Consider the following 15,410-nt stretch of genomic DNA (forward strand, 5'->3'; position numbering starts at 1 on the left):
GACCCTCGACTACCTGACCCCCACAGAATGGGAGGAACACCACCGGCAACGACTAAACCAAGCCGCATAAACCAAGTGACCGGACAACAGGGGGAACCTCAAAAGTCAGAGTCCTTGGAGACGATAAGAAAGTCGTGGTCATGTGCGTATTCCCAGATAGCACGGTCCGTTGCGGTATCGAGGCCGACTTCGACAACGTGACAACTGCCGGGATATTCGGTCGCCAGCAATCCCACAAGGCGGCGCGACAGGTTCTGGTCGAGAAGCAGTCTCACGCAGGAGTCGCCAGACGCCGCTCGCGCAGCGCAGCAAACTCAACGGCAGCCAAAACATGCTGCTCGCTCAACTCGGGGAAGTCATCGACGATCTCCGACGGCGTCATACCCGCAGCCAGGTAATCCAGCACGTCGTAGACCGCTATCCGTGTGCCAATGAAGCAAGGCTTGCCGCTGCGAACACCAGCCCGAGTCTCAAACACTGTGGTGAGCTCCACAGGAAAAAGCATATCCAGCAGGCTGGATGCGGCGAAATGACTTCCTTCGCCGCGGGCCATCTCAGCTTCGGCGGATCTCTCTAAGGCCGTCGGACGGGGTCCAGACTTGGATTACCAATTCTTGGCCCTCGACACGGGTCAGCGTTGCCCGGGATATGCGGGCGGTGAACAGGACCATTGCGTCAGGATCTTCGATTGGCATTCGGTGTCCGGCCACAAAGACGTCAACTTCCTCGGGGGTCGCAGCAACCGCCCGGCCGTCGATGCGGGCATCGCCGAACGGCAGTTCCTCAGTGTCTAGTGAACTGTGCAGCGAGAACCTCGGGTCGCGGAGCAGGTCCGCGGCCTTCAGCGAGTCAGACATCATTCCTAACCACAGATGTCCGTCGCGAATCGGCGCTTCCATTCCCGAGACCCGGGGCGAACCGTCTCGGCGCAGAGTGGCCAGCACCGCATGAATATGGCTCTCGAACCGCAACCGAATCCGCTCGGCTAAGTCAGGTTCCAGTACTTCGAATTGCCCCCAGGGCACCGCGGTCGAAACGCTCACTGGCACCACGCTATGTGGCGGGAGGGCTCTTTGGCGGTGGCAACATTACGCCGCTGTATCAAGGCTTGAGGGAGGTAAGGGGCAAGACGGCGATGCCGTCGTCGGTTTGGTAACCGTGGCCGAAAGCAGTGAGCACGATGAGGCGGGCTGGATCGCCGCGCCGGGTGGTGTCGATCTGGAAGCGGACGGCGCGAAGCGATTCCATGGCTTTGGCGATGGCTTCCCCGCCGCCGAGCTTGATCTCCACGGCGGCCCATTGGCCGTCCAGTCCCTCGATCACGGCATCGGCCTCTAGATCATTTGAATCGCCGTAGTAGTAGACGTGGGCACCCAGCGACTGGGCATACACCCGGAGGTCGCGGATGGCCATCGATTCAAACAGCAGCCCTAGCGCCTCTTTGTCTTGGGCGACAGATCCCGACGATGCGGCTAGGGCGGCGACGGCCAGTGCAGGGTCGGCAAAGAACCGCTTCGGTGACTTTCTCAAGCGGGCCGAAGATCTCAGATGGGTTGTCCAGGCCGGAAGCGGCTCCAACACGAACAGGCGGGTTAGTTCGTCCAGATATGCCCGAATCGTGGAGCGTGCTGGCGGGTTTCCGTCTTCCCCGGCCATGTCCTCAATCAGGGTCGCGCGGGAAGCGGTCGTGGCTTCATTGCGGGCCAGGGAAGCCAGCAAAGTCCCTACTAGATGAGGATCGCGATTGATGCCGGACACCCGGGAGATGTCGGTACGGGTGATGTTGTCCAAATAGTCGCGCAGGCGGGCTTGGGCAGTGTTTGGCGCCATCTTGATCATGCGCGGCCACCCTCCTCGACAAATCAGGGAAGCAACACTGCTGTAGGTCTGTTCGGCATCTTTCGCCAAGCAACGTTCGCCGGCCAACAGCGAGGCCAGGGATACTTCCCCGCTGGAATCCCCCGATTCCCACAGCGACATCGGACGCATCCGCACTCGGGCGACACGTCCCGCACCAGAGTGCTCGGTGATGTCGTCAGGCGGATTCTGCGACCCAGTGAGAAGGAAGTGCCCGAATCCGCCTCGCCGGTCACAGGCGTGTCGCATCGGATTCCATATGCCTCGAATGAGCTGCCACTCGTCGAGCAGCCGGGGCTCGGCTCCCTTGAGGATCGAGTCTGGATCCACTTCCGCGGCAATGCGCAGAGCCTCGGAACCGTCTAGGAACACCTCGCTATTGGCAAATCTCTGACCGGTCCACGTCTTGCCGCATCCCCGCGGCCCTTCGATCAACACAGCAGGCGACGAGGCCAAAGCCTCAGCAACCTCGCGGTCCACCACGCGGTCCAAATAGTTCGGGTTCCGAGTGTCGGACATGTCTCCTCCCATAGAGACAATACCCTCAAACTCCACTTTGCAGCGATTTTGAACTCCACTTCACAGCGGTTTGAGACTCCACTTTGCAGGACTCCAGATCAAACAGCCTGACCGACCAACGGGCCTTTCGCCACATGGTGGCCGACCTGCAACACGTGAGCGACCGGGTTGAGACGGCCGATCTGGGCACCGCCCACCTCCGCCTGGACGGGAACGCCCACAAGCCCATGAGGTCAAGTCGATGGGGCAGGACGGCCCGACACCCCGCACTTGAAGGCCACGAGCCGCACCTTCGCAGTCATTTGGCGCTGCTCGCCTATAGACACGACTTCGCTTGGCAGATCGCAGGCGAGCCGCGTGTTGTGATCGACGCGGCCGAACAGCAGGCGATGACCCATGCCAAACTCCTCGGTGAGGCGATAGATGCGATCTGGCGAGCCCCGATGATCGAGCCGAAAGACGCCGCCGTTGCCTTGGGGGCGAAAGCGTCGAACAGGGAGAAGGTGAGGGTGCATCGCGAACGCTCATGGCTTCTGGGCCTTCCCAGAGACCGCCGCTGCCTGTACCCGGCCTTCCAGTTCGATCCCCTGCGGCGCAGTGTCTTCCCCGAGGTGCAAACATAGCTAACGCTTGTCGCCCGAACAGCACCCGCCCCCGAGGTATCAGGGAACCCCGCACCGCTACCTGCTGCGGGAGGGCGCAACCCTCACGCGAATTCACAGCTCATTGTTCGGTGCTGGCGAATTCAACCCGACAGTGGCCAGCAGCCCCTTCGGCGGCGGGCGGTTCGACTCCACCCCAGGTGACGAATACGGGTACCTCTATGCCTCCGAGGACGACGCCACCGCTGTCTGCGAGACACTGCTTCGCGACCTCCCCGCAGACGACTATGGATGCCGCAGCGCAGGCCGCCGCCACGCATCACGAGCACTGCAACAGCGGATAGCCGTCATCGCTCGGTGCCGCCTCTTGAGCGAATGACGCTAAAGCGGCAGGCAGCCAAATTAGCGTTGCTTCTGCTCATGTCTGCGTGGTGCCGCCGTTTCCCCCGCTTTGTCGCCTCGATCGCCGTATGTGCGGCATTACTCCTGTTGCCGTCATGTCTGGCCAGCGACGCCGCTCCGGGCGACGCCGCTCCCCGCAGGTCGGTAACGCCGATAGTTGCCGATGGCGCGGCCATGCCCGGCACCGGCCTCTCGGCAATCGGAGCTTCAGAATCGGTTGGCGCGGGGCTCAATGCAGGCTCTCCGCTGGTAGCGGAAAGCAACGTGGGTCCACAATCGCAATCAACTCCAGAGGGTGCTGTTTCGGATGCGCGCGACCAGGGCTGCCCGCCTCGTCTGCCAGATGGCTTTCGGGTTTCGGACATGTCGCCTGCGGCAGCGAGCCTTGAGTTCTCCCGAACCGCTTTTGCCTGCGCCCGCGAGCTCGGCCTGGCATTCGCCAGCAATCCTGCGGCGGTTTCTGCTTTGGCGTCGCGAGGCGTTGAGGGGCCGCTGCTTCTATTGGCGGATACCGGGTTCGACGCCACGATGGTGCAAGAAATCGAGCGTCTGGAACCGGAGCGCATCGTGGCCGCGGGAATCACTGAGCGGCATCTCCGGTATGCGCTGCCGGGGTTCGCAATCGAGCGATTACCGGTCACCTATAGCACCGACCCGACTCCCGTTGGCACCGCTTTCTTTGCCCAAGGGGGGCCCTACCACCAGGTGTGGATAATCGGCGACGACGGGTCGTCCGAGCCGCTGACGGCCGTTGCCCGCCAAGTCGGTGTGGGCGTGGTGGCAGCGACCGGCGACCTGCGGGCTTTGCCGTCCTCGGCCCGCGATGCGATATCTGGGGCTGCGGTGGTGGAGGTGCTCGCCGACCTCGGCGAGGACGCAGCCTGGCAGCTCGAAGTTGTCCGACGGGGAGGTGAACTGCCCGGCGGCGGGCTTTTGCTGTTCGGGGTCGACGCCGCGAACCCCGTCCGCCGGCTGCTGGCCGCCTACGGTCACCCGTCGACATCAGCGCTCGGTGTGCTGGGCGAACAGGGGCCTCAGGAGACGGTCGAGCGCCTTCAAGCGATCGCCGAGGACTACGAGGCAGACGGACTGGCCGTGCTGCCTGCGTTCGAGATCATCGCCACCGTTGCCTCCGCCGGAGCCGGCGCCGACGGGGACTACTCCAACGAAACCGCCAAGGACGCGATCCGCCCCTGGGTCGAGGCGGCAGCCGCCAACGGCACCTACGTGGTGTTGGACCTTCAGCCGGGACGATCAGATTTCCTCTCGCAGGCCAAGATCTACGAGGAGTTCCTGGCGCTGCCCCATGTCGGGCTGGCCCTAGACCCCGAGTGGAGGCTCAAACCCCACCAGGTACACCTGGCTCAGATCGGCACAGTGGATGCGGCGGAGATCAACCGGGTCTCCGAGTGGCTGGCTGGCCTCGTCCGTCGACACTCCCTGCCCCAAAAGCTGCTGGTCATCCACCAATTCCACCACTCCATGATCGCCGATCGCGAGCAGATCAACACTCCCTCCGAGCTGGCGGTAGTGATCCACATGGACGGCCAAGGCTCCCAGAGCGCCAAATACAGCACCTGGAACGCGCTCACCGGCCAAGACGACGCCGACCGCTACTTTTGGGGATGGAAGAACTTCTACGACGAGGACACCCCCGTGGCCACCCCAACCCAAGTGTTGGAGCTGTCCCCCCTACCGGTTTTCGTGTCTTTCCAATAGCCCGCCGCACTGGTGGTCGGCCAACACTTGCCCGTAGCTGGGCCGGAGCCTGATGCCCTGCTCGGCGAGGTCGGTGCTCGGCCGACTCGTGTCGTGGGTCGCCTGCTGTTCGCCTCCCGCCGTCTGGGCGCAAACGATGGTGGCCATGGGGTGAAGCGATTCGTCGGATTCCACCACCACCCGGGGGTATGAAGGCCTGCACGTCTTGGCGATTGACGGGGCCGTCGTCGAAGGTTGCCGCCGCGGTCGTGTCGAAGCCGACGGCGGCCAGTCGGCGGAGCCGGTCGGCGGCGGCGCCGACCTCGGCGCCGAGCCGCATGCCCACTACCCGAACCGCCGGGCCGCCGACTGCGGCTTCAGTCGATGAGGCCGCATTGGCGGGCCCGGTCGAGGGTGACTTCGAACAGGCGGGTGGTGGCGGCGTCGATCATCATGCCCTTGTAGTTGGCCGCGCCTTGGCCTTCGGCTTCAGCGGCCCGCACCGCATCAACCACGCCCTGCGCCTCGGCGATCTCGGCGGGGCTGGGGGCGAACACCCGGTTGGCGATCTCAATCTGGCTGGGGTGGATGCACCACTTGCCCACCCCGCCCAGCATCGAGAACGTGGCCGCGCTCTTCTCGTAGCCCCCGGGGTTGGCGAAGTTGGCGTACGGCCCGTCGATGGCGTCGATGCCGGCGGCCCGACAGGCTGTGATCATGCGGGTGCGGGCGTAGTGCCACACGTCGCCGGGGTAGTGCAGGGCGGCGTCTCCGTCGGTCACCCCGATGTGGCCGAGGCGCATCCCCTGGCTGGCCGACAGGTCGCCCACTCCCAGGGTGAGGGCCTCCAGCCGGGGGCTGCACCGGGCAATCTCGTCTGCGGTTTGGACGGCCTCGACCTCTTCCACCAGGCATTCGATGCCGATTCGGCCCACCTCGAGGCCGAGCTTGAGCTCGAGCTGGGTCAACATGTCGTCCACGAACCACACCTCGCGGGGCCCCTTGATCTTGGGCACCATGATCACATCGATGTTGGCCCCGGCGCCGGAAACAACCTCGGCGATGTCGTCGCCGCACCACTGGGTGTGGACGCCGTTGATGCGGTAGGAGCGGATCTTGTGGCCCCAGTCGAGCTCGTTGAGCCCGGCGATGATATTGCGGCGGGCGCCCGCCTTGGCCGACGGGGCCACCGCGTCCTCAAGGTCCAAGAACACCATGTCGGCATCGCTCTGGGCCGCCTTGGCGATCATCTTCTCGGAGTGGCCGGGAGTGGACAGCTCCGAGCGCCTCAGCCGGGCCTTCTTCTCTCTCTCATAGCTGCTCATTGGCTCTCCTCGGCCTTGTCGAGTTCAGCAATTACTTCGCCAGCCACATAGCTGCTCATTCGTGCTCCTCGGCCTCGAGCTCGGCGATCACCTCGTCGGCGTGCTCGCCGAGCTTGGGGGCGGGGCGGTACACCCCGGTGGTGGTCTCGGCGAAGCGGATGGGCGTGTTGGGGGTGAGCACCGGGCGCTCCGAGCCGGGGTGGTCCACCGCCACCAGCATCTGGCGGGCGCTCACGTGAGCGTCGCGGTAGAGATCGGCGGCGTTGTTCACCGGCCCGCAGGGCACCTGGTCCCCCAAGGTGGCCACCACCTCGGCCTTGGTGAGCCTGCTGGTCCACGCGGTGATCGCCTCACGCACTTCCTCGCGGTGCAGCACCCGCCGCCGCGAGCTTTTGTATCGGTCGTGGTCGATCATGTCGTCGCGGCCGATGATCCGGCACAGCCGATCCCAGTGGCGGGGTCCGGGAGCGGCGATGGCCACCTGCCCGTCGGCGGTGTCGTAGAGCTCGAACGGGCACAGCGAAGGGTGCTCGCTGCCTCGGGGCGACTGGATCTCGCCGGTGTAGGTGTAGCGCCAGGTCATCGACTCGCACAGCGCCATCAAAGCGTCCATCATCCCCACGTCCACGAACTGCCCCTCGCCGGTGCAGCGGGCGTGGTGGAGCGCGGCCAATATCCCCGAGGCCATCATGGCCGCCGGGAAGAGGTCGCCGACGCTGGGCCCCGACGCCACCCGCACGCCGTCTTTGGTGCCGGTGTAGCTGACGAGCCCCGACATCGACTGGGCCACGATGTCGTAGGCCGGCCAGTAGGTGTAGGGCCCCTCTCCGGTGCGGGGATCGCCGAACCCTCTTATGGCGCCGTACACCAGGTCGGGCTTGCGCTCCCGCAGCACTTCGTAGCCGAGCCCAAGCTGGTCCATCACCCCGGCCCGGTAGTTCTCCACCACCACGTCGGCCGTGTCCACCAACCGCAAGAACACCTCGGCTTCGGCGGGCTCTTTGAGGTCGAGCACCACGCTGCGCTTGTTGCGGTTGTTGCTGGCAAAGTAGCCGCCGAAGAAATGCTCGTCGTCCACCTCGGTATGGGGGCCGATCACCCGGACCGAGTCCCCGTCGGGCGGCTCCACCTTGACCACATCAGCGCCCATATCAGCCAAAATCATGGTGCAGAACGGGCCGGCCAGCGCCTGGGTGAGATCGACGACGCGGACATCGACAAGCGGACCCGAGCGCTCGGGAATCATCGCCGCGGCGCGCTCGTGGGCGGTGAGGTAGCTGCCCGATTCGTCGTAGGCAGTGCCCACTTCGGCGATTCTACGCGTTTCTCTCGCCCCTAGACAGAATCGACCTCACTCAACGCGGTGAGCTCTCGGCGGAAGGGGGTGGCGTCGGCGTCGCCGGTGGGGGCTTCGATCTCTTCGGCGTAGCGCCGGCCAGCCCAGACCGCGGCGGCAATGGTGCCGGGGGCCCAGGCATCGCCGATGGCGGTGACGCTTTGCAGGCCGGCATCGGGCCATTCCTCTTTGCGGGCCAGCAGCTCTAGGGCCAGCGACTCTTCCGGGAGGCGGGCGGTGACGAGTACAGCGGCGTCGCAGTGGATCTCGTTTTCTTCTCCGGTGTAGGTGCAGGCAGTGCGGACTCCAGCATCGGTGGCGCCGGTCACCGCGGTCGAGCAGCGCAGGTCTACTCCGATGTCGAGTAGGCGGGCGGCGATGCGGCGCTGCTCCATGGTGTTGACCGTCCAAGACGACACGATCGCTCCCGGGGTGACCAACACAACCTCATAGCCCTCGGACCGAAGCAGCTCGGCCAGCACCCCGCCCATGTAGTAGTGGTCGTCGTCGAAGACGGCGATTCTCATGTTGGCGGCACCGTCTGGCTTGCCGGGACGCTGGCTAGACATCAGGTCGTCGGGGGTGAGAACCGGCAGGTTTCCGAGCGGAATGGGATGGGTGTGCCATCGGCCGACTCCGTCGCGTCGCCATGACGATCCTGTTGCCACCGCGATGTGGTCGAAGCCGTACTCGGCCGCCGACGCCAGCGCCTCATCGGCCGTCATCTCGCTTTCCAGGTAGCAGTCCACATGATCGAGGCGATCCAGTTGGCTCTGGCGGTAGTCGAGCACCCGGATCCAGGCTGAGAGGCCGGGCAGGCGGGCTTCTGAGGCGACCCGCCCGCCGAGATGGCGGGTCCGCTCCACGAGCACGACCGGGTAGCCCCGCTTGCCAAGCGACATGGCTGCTTCCAGGCCGGCCGGCCCGCCGCCCACCACGAGCACCGACTCGTCGGCGTGGCGGGGCCGGTAGGTCTCCGGGTGCCATCCTCGTCGCCATTCCTCTCCCATGGACGGGTTCTGGGTGCAGCGGATGGGCGACATGGTGAAGTCGCCCGAAACGCAGATGTTGCAGCCGATGCACTCTCGGATCTCATCGGCGCGCCCTTCGGCGATCTTGGCGGGCAGGAAGGGGTCGGCGATGGAGGGGCGGGCCGCTCCGATGAAGTCGATCACCCCTTGGCGCACCATTCGAGCCATGGTGTCGGGCGACGTGAATCGCCCGACACCCACCACCGGCTTGGAGGTGAGCGCCTTGAGACCGGCCACGTACTGCTCCTGGCCCCCCTCTTCTCCGAATCGGGAGGTGATGCTGTCGTCCTCCCAGCTGCCCATCACGAAGTCCCACAGATCGGGGATCTCGCCCAGCTCGCCGAGCACGGCTTCGATGTCGCTGCGACTGATGCCGGAGTCGCCCATCAGCTCCTCCACGGTGATTCGACAGCCCACCGCGGCGCCGCCGTCTGCTTCTTCGACGGTGTCGGTCAGCAGCTCGCGCAGCAGACGCATCCGATTCTGCACGCTGCCCCCGTAGGCGTCGGTGCGCTGGTTGTAGCGGGGAGAGAGGAAGTGGTGGACGGTGCCGAGGGCGTGCCCGCCGTAGACGTAGACGAGATCGAAGCCGGCGTTCAGCGATCGGCGCACGGCTTGTCGGTGCCAGCGCCGCAGGTTGGCGATGTCGCGAAGCGTCATGGCCCGGGCTTGGACCGGGTCGTCGGTGAACCCGGCGATCGGCAGGTGGGCTGGGCCCATGGGCGCGGTGCGCGACGTGAGGTTGGGGCCGTTCATGCCGTTGTAGGCCAACTCGATCCCGGCCAGCGCCCCGTGGTCGTGGATGCGCTCGGTCATCATCGCCAGCGCGGGAATGTCCTCATCGTCCCACAGGCGGACCTCGATGAACGGCGTGATCTCCGACGTGTAGTGGATTTCGGCCTGCTCAGTACACACCACCGCCCATCCGCCCTCGGCCTTCACCGCCCGCATCTCGGCGTGGGCCTGCACATCGCGGTACCCCATGCCGTTGCAGTGGGGAACCTGGAAGAAGCGGTTCCGGGCCACCAGAGGGCCGAAGGGCACCTCCTCCAAAAGCACGCCATAAGGGTTGTCGCTCATGTGGTGATCCTCTCAAGTTCCCACGGGTGCTTGCCTGTTCCAGGCCACCGAGCCTTCGATCACCACCTGGTCGAGCAGCGGGGCGCCAGGAGCGAGGAAGAGCTCGTTGGGATGAGGGCAGTCGAGCACGATGAGGTCGCCCCGCTTGCCGATATCGAGAGAGCCGCACTCGGCGCTGAGGCCGATACTGTAAGCCGCGTTCAGCGTGGCGCCCACCACAACCTCGGCTGGGGTCAGCCGGAACCAGGGGGCGGCGGTGGCCATGGTGGTCAGCAGCGACGTGGCGTGGATCGACGAGCAGTAGTCGGTGGAGACGGCCAGCGGCACCTCGTTGTCGACAAAAGCCCGGGCATTGGCCCGCCGATCAGTCATGTAGATCAACTCGGCGATGGGCAGAACCACGGCGATGGTGTCGGATCGGCCCACATCGCGGATCTCGTCGTCGGGGGTGTAGGTGAGGTGCTCGGCGCTGACGGCGTCGGCGCCGGCGGCGGTGGCCCACCCCTGCGAGGGTTTCCAGGCGTCGGCGTGGACTCTCGGCTCGAGTCCCACGGCCCGGCCGGCCTCGATGAGCCTGCGGGCTTGGTCGGGGGTGAAGTAGCCGTCTTCGACTGTGACATCGTGGAACTGGGCGATCTGCTGGCCGGCCACGGCCGGGAGCATCTCGTTGACGATCAGGTCGGTGTAGACATCAGACGGGTGCCCGTTGCCGTCGATGTCGCGGGGCACGACATGGGCGCCCAGAAAGGTCACCACCAACTGGAGCGGTGTGTGGGCCCGCGACTCTTCGAGCAGCCGCAGCTCCCGCAGTTCCTCAGCCACGGTCAGCCCGTAGCCCGATTTGACCTCCAGCGTGGTCACCCCTCCTACCAAGACCCGTTCATAGGCCCGGGCCAGCCGCTCGCGGAACTCGTCGTCGCCTGTCTCTCGGCTTGCCACCACGCTGGCCCAGATGCCGCCGCCGCGGGCGGCCACCTCGGCCAGGCTGGCCCCGCCGAGACGCTCGGCATACTCCTGGTGGCGCTCTCCGCCGAACAGGGCATGGGAGTGGCATTCCACCAGGCCGGGCAGCACCGTCTTGTTCGCCGCGTCCAGCACCGGAACCGACGGGTCGCCCCATTCCGACATCACCTCGTCGATATGGCCGACGGCGGCGATTCGGCCGCCGCGGATCGCAATCGCGCCGCCGGCAACCAGGTCCATCTCGTTTTGCCCAGCACCCCGGCGAGGGCCGCCGCGGTCTCGCACCGTGGCGATGTTCGCCGCGCCCACCACGTTGAGATCGCTCACGGGCGCCCCTCCTCACCATCGCTCTCGGGGATCACAGCGATCACGTCTATCTCCATCAGCCACTCCGGGCGGGCCAGCCCCGACACCACCAACCCGGTGGACACCGGGTACACCCCCTTGAGCCAGCGTCCGATCACCTGGTAGACGGGCTCGCGGTGGCGGGGGTCGGTGATGTACACCGTGATCTTCACGATATGGCCCGGTTCGCTTCCGGCCTCCTCGAGCAGTTGGAACACGTTGGCCATGGCCTGCTCGGCTTGGGCCGCGGGGTCGCCCCGCCCCACCAGGTTGCCGTCGAAGTCGGTGCCCACCTGGCCACGCAGGTACACCGTGTTGTTGGCCACCACCGCTTGGCAGAGGTCGTTGTCGAGGCTCTGGTCGGGGTAGGTGTCGCGGGTGTTGAACTTGCGCACCCGACTGTTCACGCCCCGGCATGGGCTTGGCCGAGCTGGGCCGTGGTGCCCTCGAAGGGCGTCGAGCCGCCCCTGCCGCCCTTGGCGGAGAACCCCTTGCCCAGCGCGATCTCGGCCAGGCGCTCCACGTACAGGTCGTCGCGGAAGTGCAGCGTGAACGTGCGGGCGTCGCGCATCATCTGGCCCAGCGGGTAGCGCTCGTGGCAGGCCCGGGCCCCCAGCAGGTCGAAGCCCTCATAGGGGATCGACAGCACGGCGTCTTTGGCCAGGTGCATGGTCCTCACCGCATCGGCCTCCACGCTGTCGGGATCGTCGCCCCGGTCTAGGCGGGCGGCGGTGGCCCGCAGGCACTCCCGGGCCGCGAACAGCTTGGCATCCATGCGCCCGAGGCGCACCCGCACCACCTCGGAGCCGCTGAGGTCGTCTCGGTCCTTGATGTAGCCGGCGATGAAGTCGAAGGCGGCTTGAGCCGATCCGATGTGGTTGGCCGCGTAAGCGCATGAGAACGTGCGGGGATCGCTGGCCACCCATCCGCCCGGCACACCCACAACGTGGTCATCGGGAATGAACACATCGGTGAACTTCACTCCGCAGGATATTGTTGAGCGCATGCCCAGCATCTGCCAGTCGTCCAGCAGCTCCACCCCCTCCGACTCCTTGTCGACCACCGCGAACACCATCCTCATGGCGTAGGGTTCGTCGCCCTCCACCGCGGCCCACACCATCAGGTACGTGGCAATGGCGGCGACGGAGGCGAAGCCCTTGCGGGTGGTGAGCGTGTAGCCGCCGTCCACCTTCGTCAGCTCCGACTCCAGCCGCTCGGCGCCGTTCTCATACAGGTGGGCCTCCGACCCGAGCGATGCGCAGAACGCGCCATCCACGATGCGGGGCATGAAGTAGCGGCGCTGGGCGTCGGTGCCGTGCCAGGCGATGATGCCGGCGGCATGGTTGTGGACTTGCAGCAGCTGCGCAGTGTTGGTGTCCCAATAGGCGAGCCGCTCCAACATCTCGTACCAGCCGCTGTAGTTGCCGGGCTGCCAATAGCCGAAACCGCCGTAGTCCACCGGGACGCAGAGCTTGTGCAGTTCGGCCTCTTTGGCCTCGGCGAAGTTCTCATGCGGGAAGGCCGGCTCGGCGTCCAGGTCGGGCATCCGGTGCCGAAAACGCGGTCCGAGCTCTTCCACCCGGGACAGCAGCTCCGCCGTCGAGGGCGGTGGTGTGGCGTGCGGGGCTCTTTCGGCTATGGACGGTGCTGTTGTCATTGACGGCCTCCTTTGGCGGTCGAGATCAGGCGATGCGATGGGTATGCGGCATCTACGGTGCGGCACAGAAGGCGTTGACGGCCTTGTGCAGTGCTTCGGCGCAGCATTTACGGCAAGAAGCAGAAGGCGTTGACGGCCTTGTGCAGTGCTTCGGCGCAGCGCTGGAGCTGCGCGGGGTGGATGTGCTCGTCTGGTTTGTGGGCGTCGGCGATGTCGCCGGGACCGGCGATCACGGTGGGCACGCCCAGGCGCTGGGCATACAGCCCCGCCTCGCAGCCGAACGCGACGGCTGTGGTTTCGTCAGTTCCCATCGCCGACCCCAGCTTCTGTACCGCTGGCAGTGTGGAATCAGTGTGCAGTGCGGGGTAGTCGGCCAATTCGGCGGTGTGGACCGAGCCGCCGACGGGGGCCAACTCGGCGTTGATCCGCTCGATCTCTCCCCAGATCGGAGCAACCAGGGCATCGACGGCGGCTGAGGCGTCAAAGCGGACTTCGAAGGCCAGCTCGCACTTCGGGGCCAGAACGTTGAGCCCAGCACCCCCGTCGATCGAGCCGATGTTGGCCGACACGAATGCCTCCCCCGCGGATGCCCCCCCGCCCGTGTTCAGCGCATCTATGGCCGCGCCCAGCTTGACGGCCTCGGAGATCGCGCTGGGCTCGGTCCGGGCTCGGCTGGAATGGCCAGCCGGGCATTGAATGGCGACGCGGTGGGCGGTCTTGCCGGTATGGGCGATGGCCAGATGCATGGAGGTCGGCTCGCCGACCAGCGCTGCCTCGGGGCGGCAGGCGGGCTGGGCCGCCAGGTGGTCCAGCAGTCCCCTCACTCCGATGCAGCCGATCTCCTCGTCGTAGCTCAGCGCCAGGTGCAATGGCTTGCGCAGCTTGCGGTGGTCGAGGGAAGAGGCCACGGCCAGCGCCGCGGCGATGAAGCCCTTCATGTCGGCGGTTCCCCGGCCTTGGAGCCGCCCCTGCTTCTCGGTGAGACGATAGGGGTTGGTAGACCAGCCCGACCCTGCCGGCACCACGTCGGTGTGCCCCGACAGGAGCAGCCCTCCCGGCTCGTCGGGGCCGAAGCGCAGGTGCAGATTGGACCGCCCGCTCGGGCCCCCCACGGCGCGCCCATGGGCCCCGGCTTGGGTGGCGCGCTCAGCGCAGAAATCGACCAGCGCTTGGTTGGGCGCGCCGCTTTCTGTCTCGAAGGCCACAAGCCGGGCGAGGAGATCGATGACCTCCTCGCCCGACTCGCTTGGGAGGGGATCCAAGTCAGGTTCCGTTCCGTCAGATCAGTGGTCTGATCAGAAACCGGTCAGCCGGCCGCGATGATCTGCGACCAGGTGTCGGCGAAGATGGAGTGCTCTTCGCTTCGCACCTGCCACACCAGCCTGTCGCGGATGTCGTCGGTCAGCTCCAGGCCGGTGCCGGCGATGACCTCGTGATAGCCGTCTGAGAGCAGCGGCGGCACCAGCACATTCGGGGTGTAGCCGATGGTGAACTCGGTGATCAGCGCGCCGATGTCGGGCTCGAGCATGTAGTTGATCAGCACATGGGCGGTGTACGGATCGGGGGCATCGGCGGGGATCACAAAGTTGTCCTGCCAGATGGTCCCACCCTCATCGGGGATGATGTAGCGGATGTTCGGGTTGTCGAGGTAGGCGATGCCGGCCGCGAACCCCCACGACTGGGCGGCCAGAACCTCGCCGCTGGCCAGGTTGCCGATGTAGTTGGCCGAGTCGAACCCCGTCACGCAGTCGCGGGCGTCGAGCACCAGCTCCAGGGCCTCGTCGTGAGCGGCCTGGGAGGTCTCGTTCCAGTCGTATCCCAAATAGACGAGCGCGGCGCCGAGCACCTCGCGCTGGTCTTCGAGCAGCGACGACTGCCCGCACAGCGGGTTCTCGTCGAAGATGGCGCTGTAGCTGGTGGGCGGCGTGTCGAAGGCAGCCACGTCAAAGGCGAAACCGGTGGTCGAATACTGATAGGGCAGCGAATAGACATTGCCCGGGTCGTAGTAGGGGTCCATCTGGTTCGTGTCGATGTTGGCGACGTTGGGAATCTCGCCCATGTCGAGTGCTTGGAGCAGACCCTGCGACGACATGATCTCCACCGCGTAGTCGGTGACGATCACCAGGCTGTAGCCGGAGTTGCCCGCGTCCACCTTGGCCACGGCCTCCTCGTTGGCCACGTGGGTGTCCATCGTCACGCTCACTCCGCACTCCTCCTCGAACATGTCGAGAACGGCCACGTCGATGTAGTCGGCCCAGTTCAAGAAGTTGATCGAATCGCCGAGCCGGTCGGGATCACCGCAGCGATCCGAGGCCGGCATCTCGGTGGCCGGAGGGTCGGTGGGTGCCGGCTCGGGTGCCGGGGCCTCGGTGGGTGCCGGCTCGGGTGCCGGGGCCTCGGTGGCCGGGGCGGCCGGCTCGGGCTGGGCCCCGTCATCGTCGTCGTTGCCACAAGCCGCGGCAACGAGTCCGAATACGAGAGTCACAGCCAGCAGCCGCAGCCAAAGCCTTCGGCTGCCAGCCCAATTGGCCAGTTGGTCCAAGAACGTTGGACCGCTGGTTTTCTTGGTTGATTTGGTCATGGGTATTCCCCTCC

Annotated in this window: 16 protein-coding genes; 3 read left to right on the forward strand and 13 right to left on the reverse strand. The window is 66.0% G+C overall.

The features are described 5' to 3' along the window. Positions 1-98 precede the first annotated feature (98 nt). The 4 genes from OXG30_09720 to OXG30_09735 all read right to left on the reverse strand — a co-directional run bounded on the left by OXG30_09720 (position 99) and on the right by OXG30_09735 (position 2,376). On the reverse strand, positions 99-275 hold the full coding sequence (locus OXG30_09720; protein ID MCY4135173.1) for a DUF5615 family PIN-like protein: 177 nt from the start codon (positions 273-275) through the stop codon (positions 99-101). Then, a complete protein-coding gene (locus OXG30_09725) occupies positions 272-493 on the reverse strand; it encodes a DUF433 domain-containing protein (GenBank protein ID MCY4135174.1) in 222 nt (73 codons plus the stop codon). Before OXG30_09725 ends, OXG30_09720 begins: the two co-directional genes overlap by 4 nt. 61 nt (positions 494-554) lie before the next feature. After that, positions 555-1,043 carry a pyridoxamine 5'-phosphate oxidase family protein gene (locus OXG30_09730; GenBank protein ID MCY4135175.1) on the reverse strand — a complete coding sequence of 163 codons (489 nt, stop codon included), beginning with the start codon at positions 1,041-1,043 and terminating at the stop codon, positions 555-557. Positions 1,044-1,101: 58 nt separating this feature from the next. Next, entirely contained in the window at positions 1,102-2,376 is a 1,275-nt protein-coding gene (locus OXG30_09735; GenBank protein ID MCY4135176.1) for a DUF4143 domain-containing protein, read from the reverse strand. Between the two features lie 302 nt (positions 2,377-2,678). Here OXG30_09735 and OXG30_09740 point away from each other — a divergent pair, with 302 nt between their 5' ends. From OXG30_09740 to OXG30_09750, 3 genes are read left to right on the forward strand one after another with little or no spacing between them, the layout of a single operon-like run. Then, positions 2,679-2,999 carry a hypothetical protein gene (locus OXG30_09740; GenBank protein ID MCY4135177.1) on the forward strand — a complete coding sequence of 107 codons (321 nt, stop codon included), beginning with the start codon at positions 2,679-2,681 and terminating at the stop codon, positions 2,997-2,999. Positions 3,000-3,006: 7 nt separating this feature from the next. After that, positions 3,007-3,357, forward strand: coding sequence for an RES domain-containing protein (locus OXG30_09745; protein MCY4135178.1), 351 nt, complete (start codon positions 3,007-3,009; stop codon positions 3,355-3,357). Positions 3,358-3,398: 41 nt separating this feature from the next. After that, positions 3,399-5,099: a hypothetical protein gene (locus OXG30_09750; GenBank protein MCY4135179.1), complete on the forward strand. Its 1,701-nt coding sequence runs from the start codon at positions 3,399-3,401 to the stop codon at positions 5,097-5,099. Here the strand turns inward: OXG30_09750 and OXG30_09755 are convergent. The 9 genes from OXG30_09755 to OXG30_09795 all read right to left on the reverse strand — a co-directional run bounded on the left by OXG30_09755 (position 5,073) and on the right by OXG30_09795 (position 15,396). Further along, entirely contained in the window at positions 5,073-5,246 is a 174-nt protein-coding gene (locus tag OXG30_09755; protein MCY4135180.1) for a hypothetical protein, read from the reverse strand. The two genes, OXG30_09750 and OXG30_09755, sit on opposite strands and share 27 nt — an antisense overlap. A 209-nt stretch (positions 5,247-5,455) precedes the next feature. Continuing rightward, on the reverse strand, positions 5,456-6,403 hold the full coding sequence (locus tag OXG30_09760; GenBank protein MCY4135181.1) for a CoA ester lyase: 948 nt from the start codon (positions 6,401-6,403) through the stop codon (positions 5,456-5,458). A 55-nt stretch (positions 6,404-6,458) separates the two neighbouring features. Next, on the reverse strand, positions 6,459-7,709 hold the full coding sequence (locus OXG30_09765; GenBank protein ID MCY4135182.1) for a CoA transferase: 1,251 nt from the start codon (positions 7,707-7,709) through the stop codon (positions 6,459-6,461). Between the two features lie 29 nt (positions 7,710-7,738). Then, positions 7,739-9,850 carry an FAD-dependent oxidoreductase gene (locus OXG30_09770; GenBank protein MCY4135183.1) on the reverse strand — a complete coding sequence of 704 codons (2,112 nt, stop codon included), beginning with the start codon at positions 9,848-9,850 and terminating at the stop codon, positions 7,739-7,741. 12 nt (positions 9,851-9,862) lie between these two features. Continuing rightward, positions 9,863-11,140: an imidazolonepropionase gene (hutI, locus tag OXG30_09775; protein ID MCY4135184.1), complete on the reverse strand. Its 1,278-nt coding sequence runs from the start codon at positions 11,138-11,140 to the stop codon at positions 9,863-9,865. After that, the gene (locus OXG30_09780) at positions 11,137-11,565 is read right to left on the reverse strand and encodes a RidA family protein (GenBank protein ID MCY4135185.1); all 429 of its coding nucleotides are present in this window, start codon (positions 11,563-11,565) and stop codon (positions 11,137-11,139) included. The genes hutI and OXG30_09780 overlap by 4 nt, the downstream gene beginning before the upstream one ends. Then, positions 11,562-12,815, reverse strand: a complete 1,254-nt coding sequence (locus tag OXG30_09785; GenBank protein ID MCY4135186.1) for an acyl-CoA/acyl-ACP dehydrogenase — start codon at positions 12,813-12,815, stop codon at positions 11,562-11,564. The genes OXG30_09780 and OXG30_09785 overlap by 4 nt, the downstream gene beginning before the upstream one ends. Positions 12,816-12,922: 107 nt before the next feature. Continuing rightward, positions 12,923-14,077, reverse strand: a complete 1,155-nt coding sequence (locus OXG30_09790) for a M20/M25/M40 family metallo-hydrolase (GenBank protein MCY4135187.1) — start codon at positions 14,075-14,077, stop codon at positions 12,923-12,925. Between the two features lie 44 nt (positions 14,078-14,121). Continuing rightward, positions 14,122-15,396, reverse strand: a complete 1,275-nt coding sequence (locus OXG30_09795) for a spermidine/putrescine ABC transporter substrate-binding protein (GenBank protein ID MCY4135188.1) — start codon at positions 15,394-15,396, stop codon at positions 14,122-14,124. Positions 15,397-15,410: the final 14 nt, after the last annotated feature.

The sequence above is a fragment of the bacterium genome (assembly GCA_026708015.1).
Classification (GTDB): Bacteria; Actinomycetota; Acidimicrobiia; order Acidimicrobiales; family Bin134; genus Poriferisocius.

Coding starts and splice junctions, on each gene's coding strand:
- OXG30_09735 (MCY4135176.1), bottom strand. CDS start 2,376: ATGTCCGACACTCGGAACCCGAACTATTTGGACCGCGTGGTGGACCGC.
- OXG30_09750 (MCY4135179.1), top strand. CDS start 3,399: ATGTCTGCGTGGTGCCGCCGTTTCCCCCGCTTTGTCGCCTCGATCGCC.
- OXG30_09755 (MCY4135180.1), bottom strand. CDS start 5,246: ATGGCCACCATCGTTTGCGCCCAGACGGCGGGAGGCGAACAGCAGGCG.
- OXG30_09760 (MCY4135181.1), bottom strand. CDS start 6,403: ATGAGCAGCTATGAGAGAGAGAAGAAGGCCCGGCTGAGGCGCTCGGAG.
- OXG30_09770 (MCY4135183.1), bottom strand. CDS start 9,850: ATGAGCGACAACCCTTATGGCGTGCTTTTGGAGGAGGTGCCCTTCGGC.
- OXG30_09785 (MCY4135186.1), bottom strand. CDS start 12,815: ATGACAACAGCACCGTCCATAGCCGAAAGAGCCCCGCACGCCACACCA.
- OXG30_09795 (MCY4135188.1), bottom strand. CDS start 15,396: ATGACCAAATCAACCAAGAAAACCAGCGGTCCAACGTTCTTGGACCAA.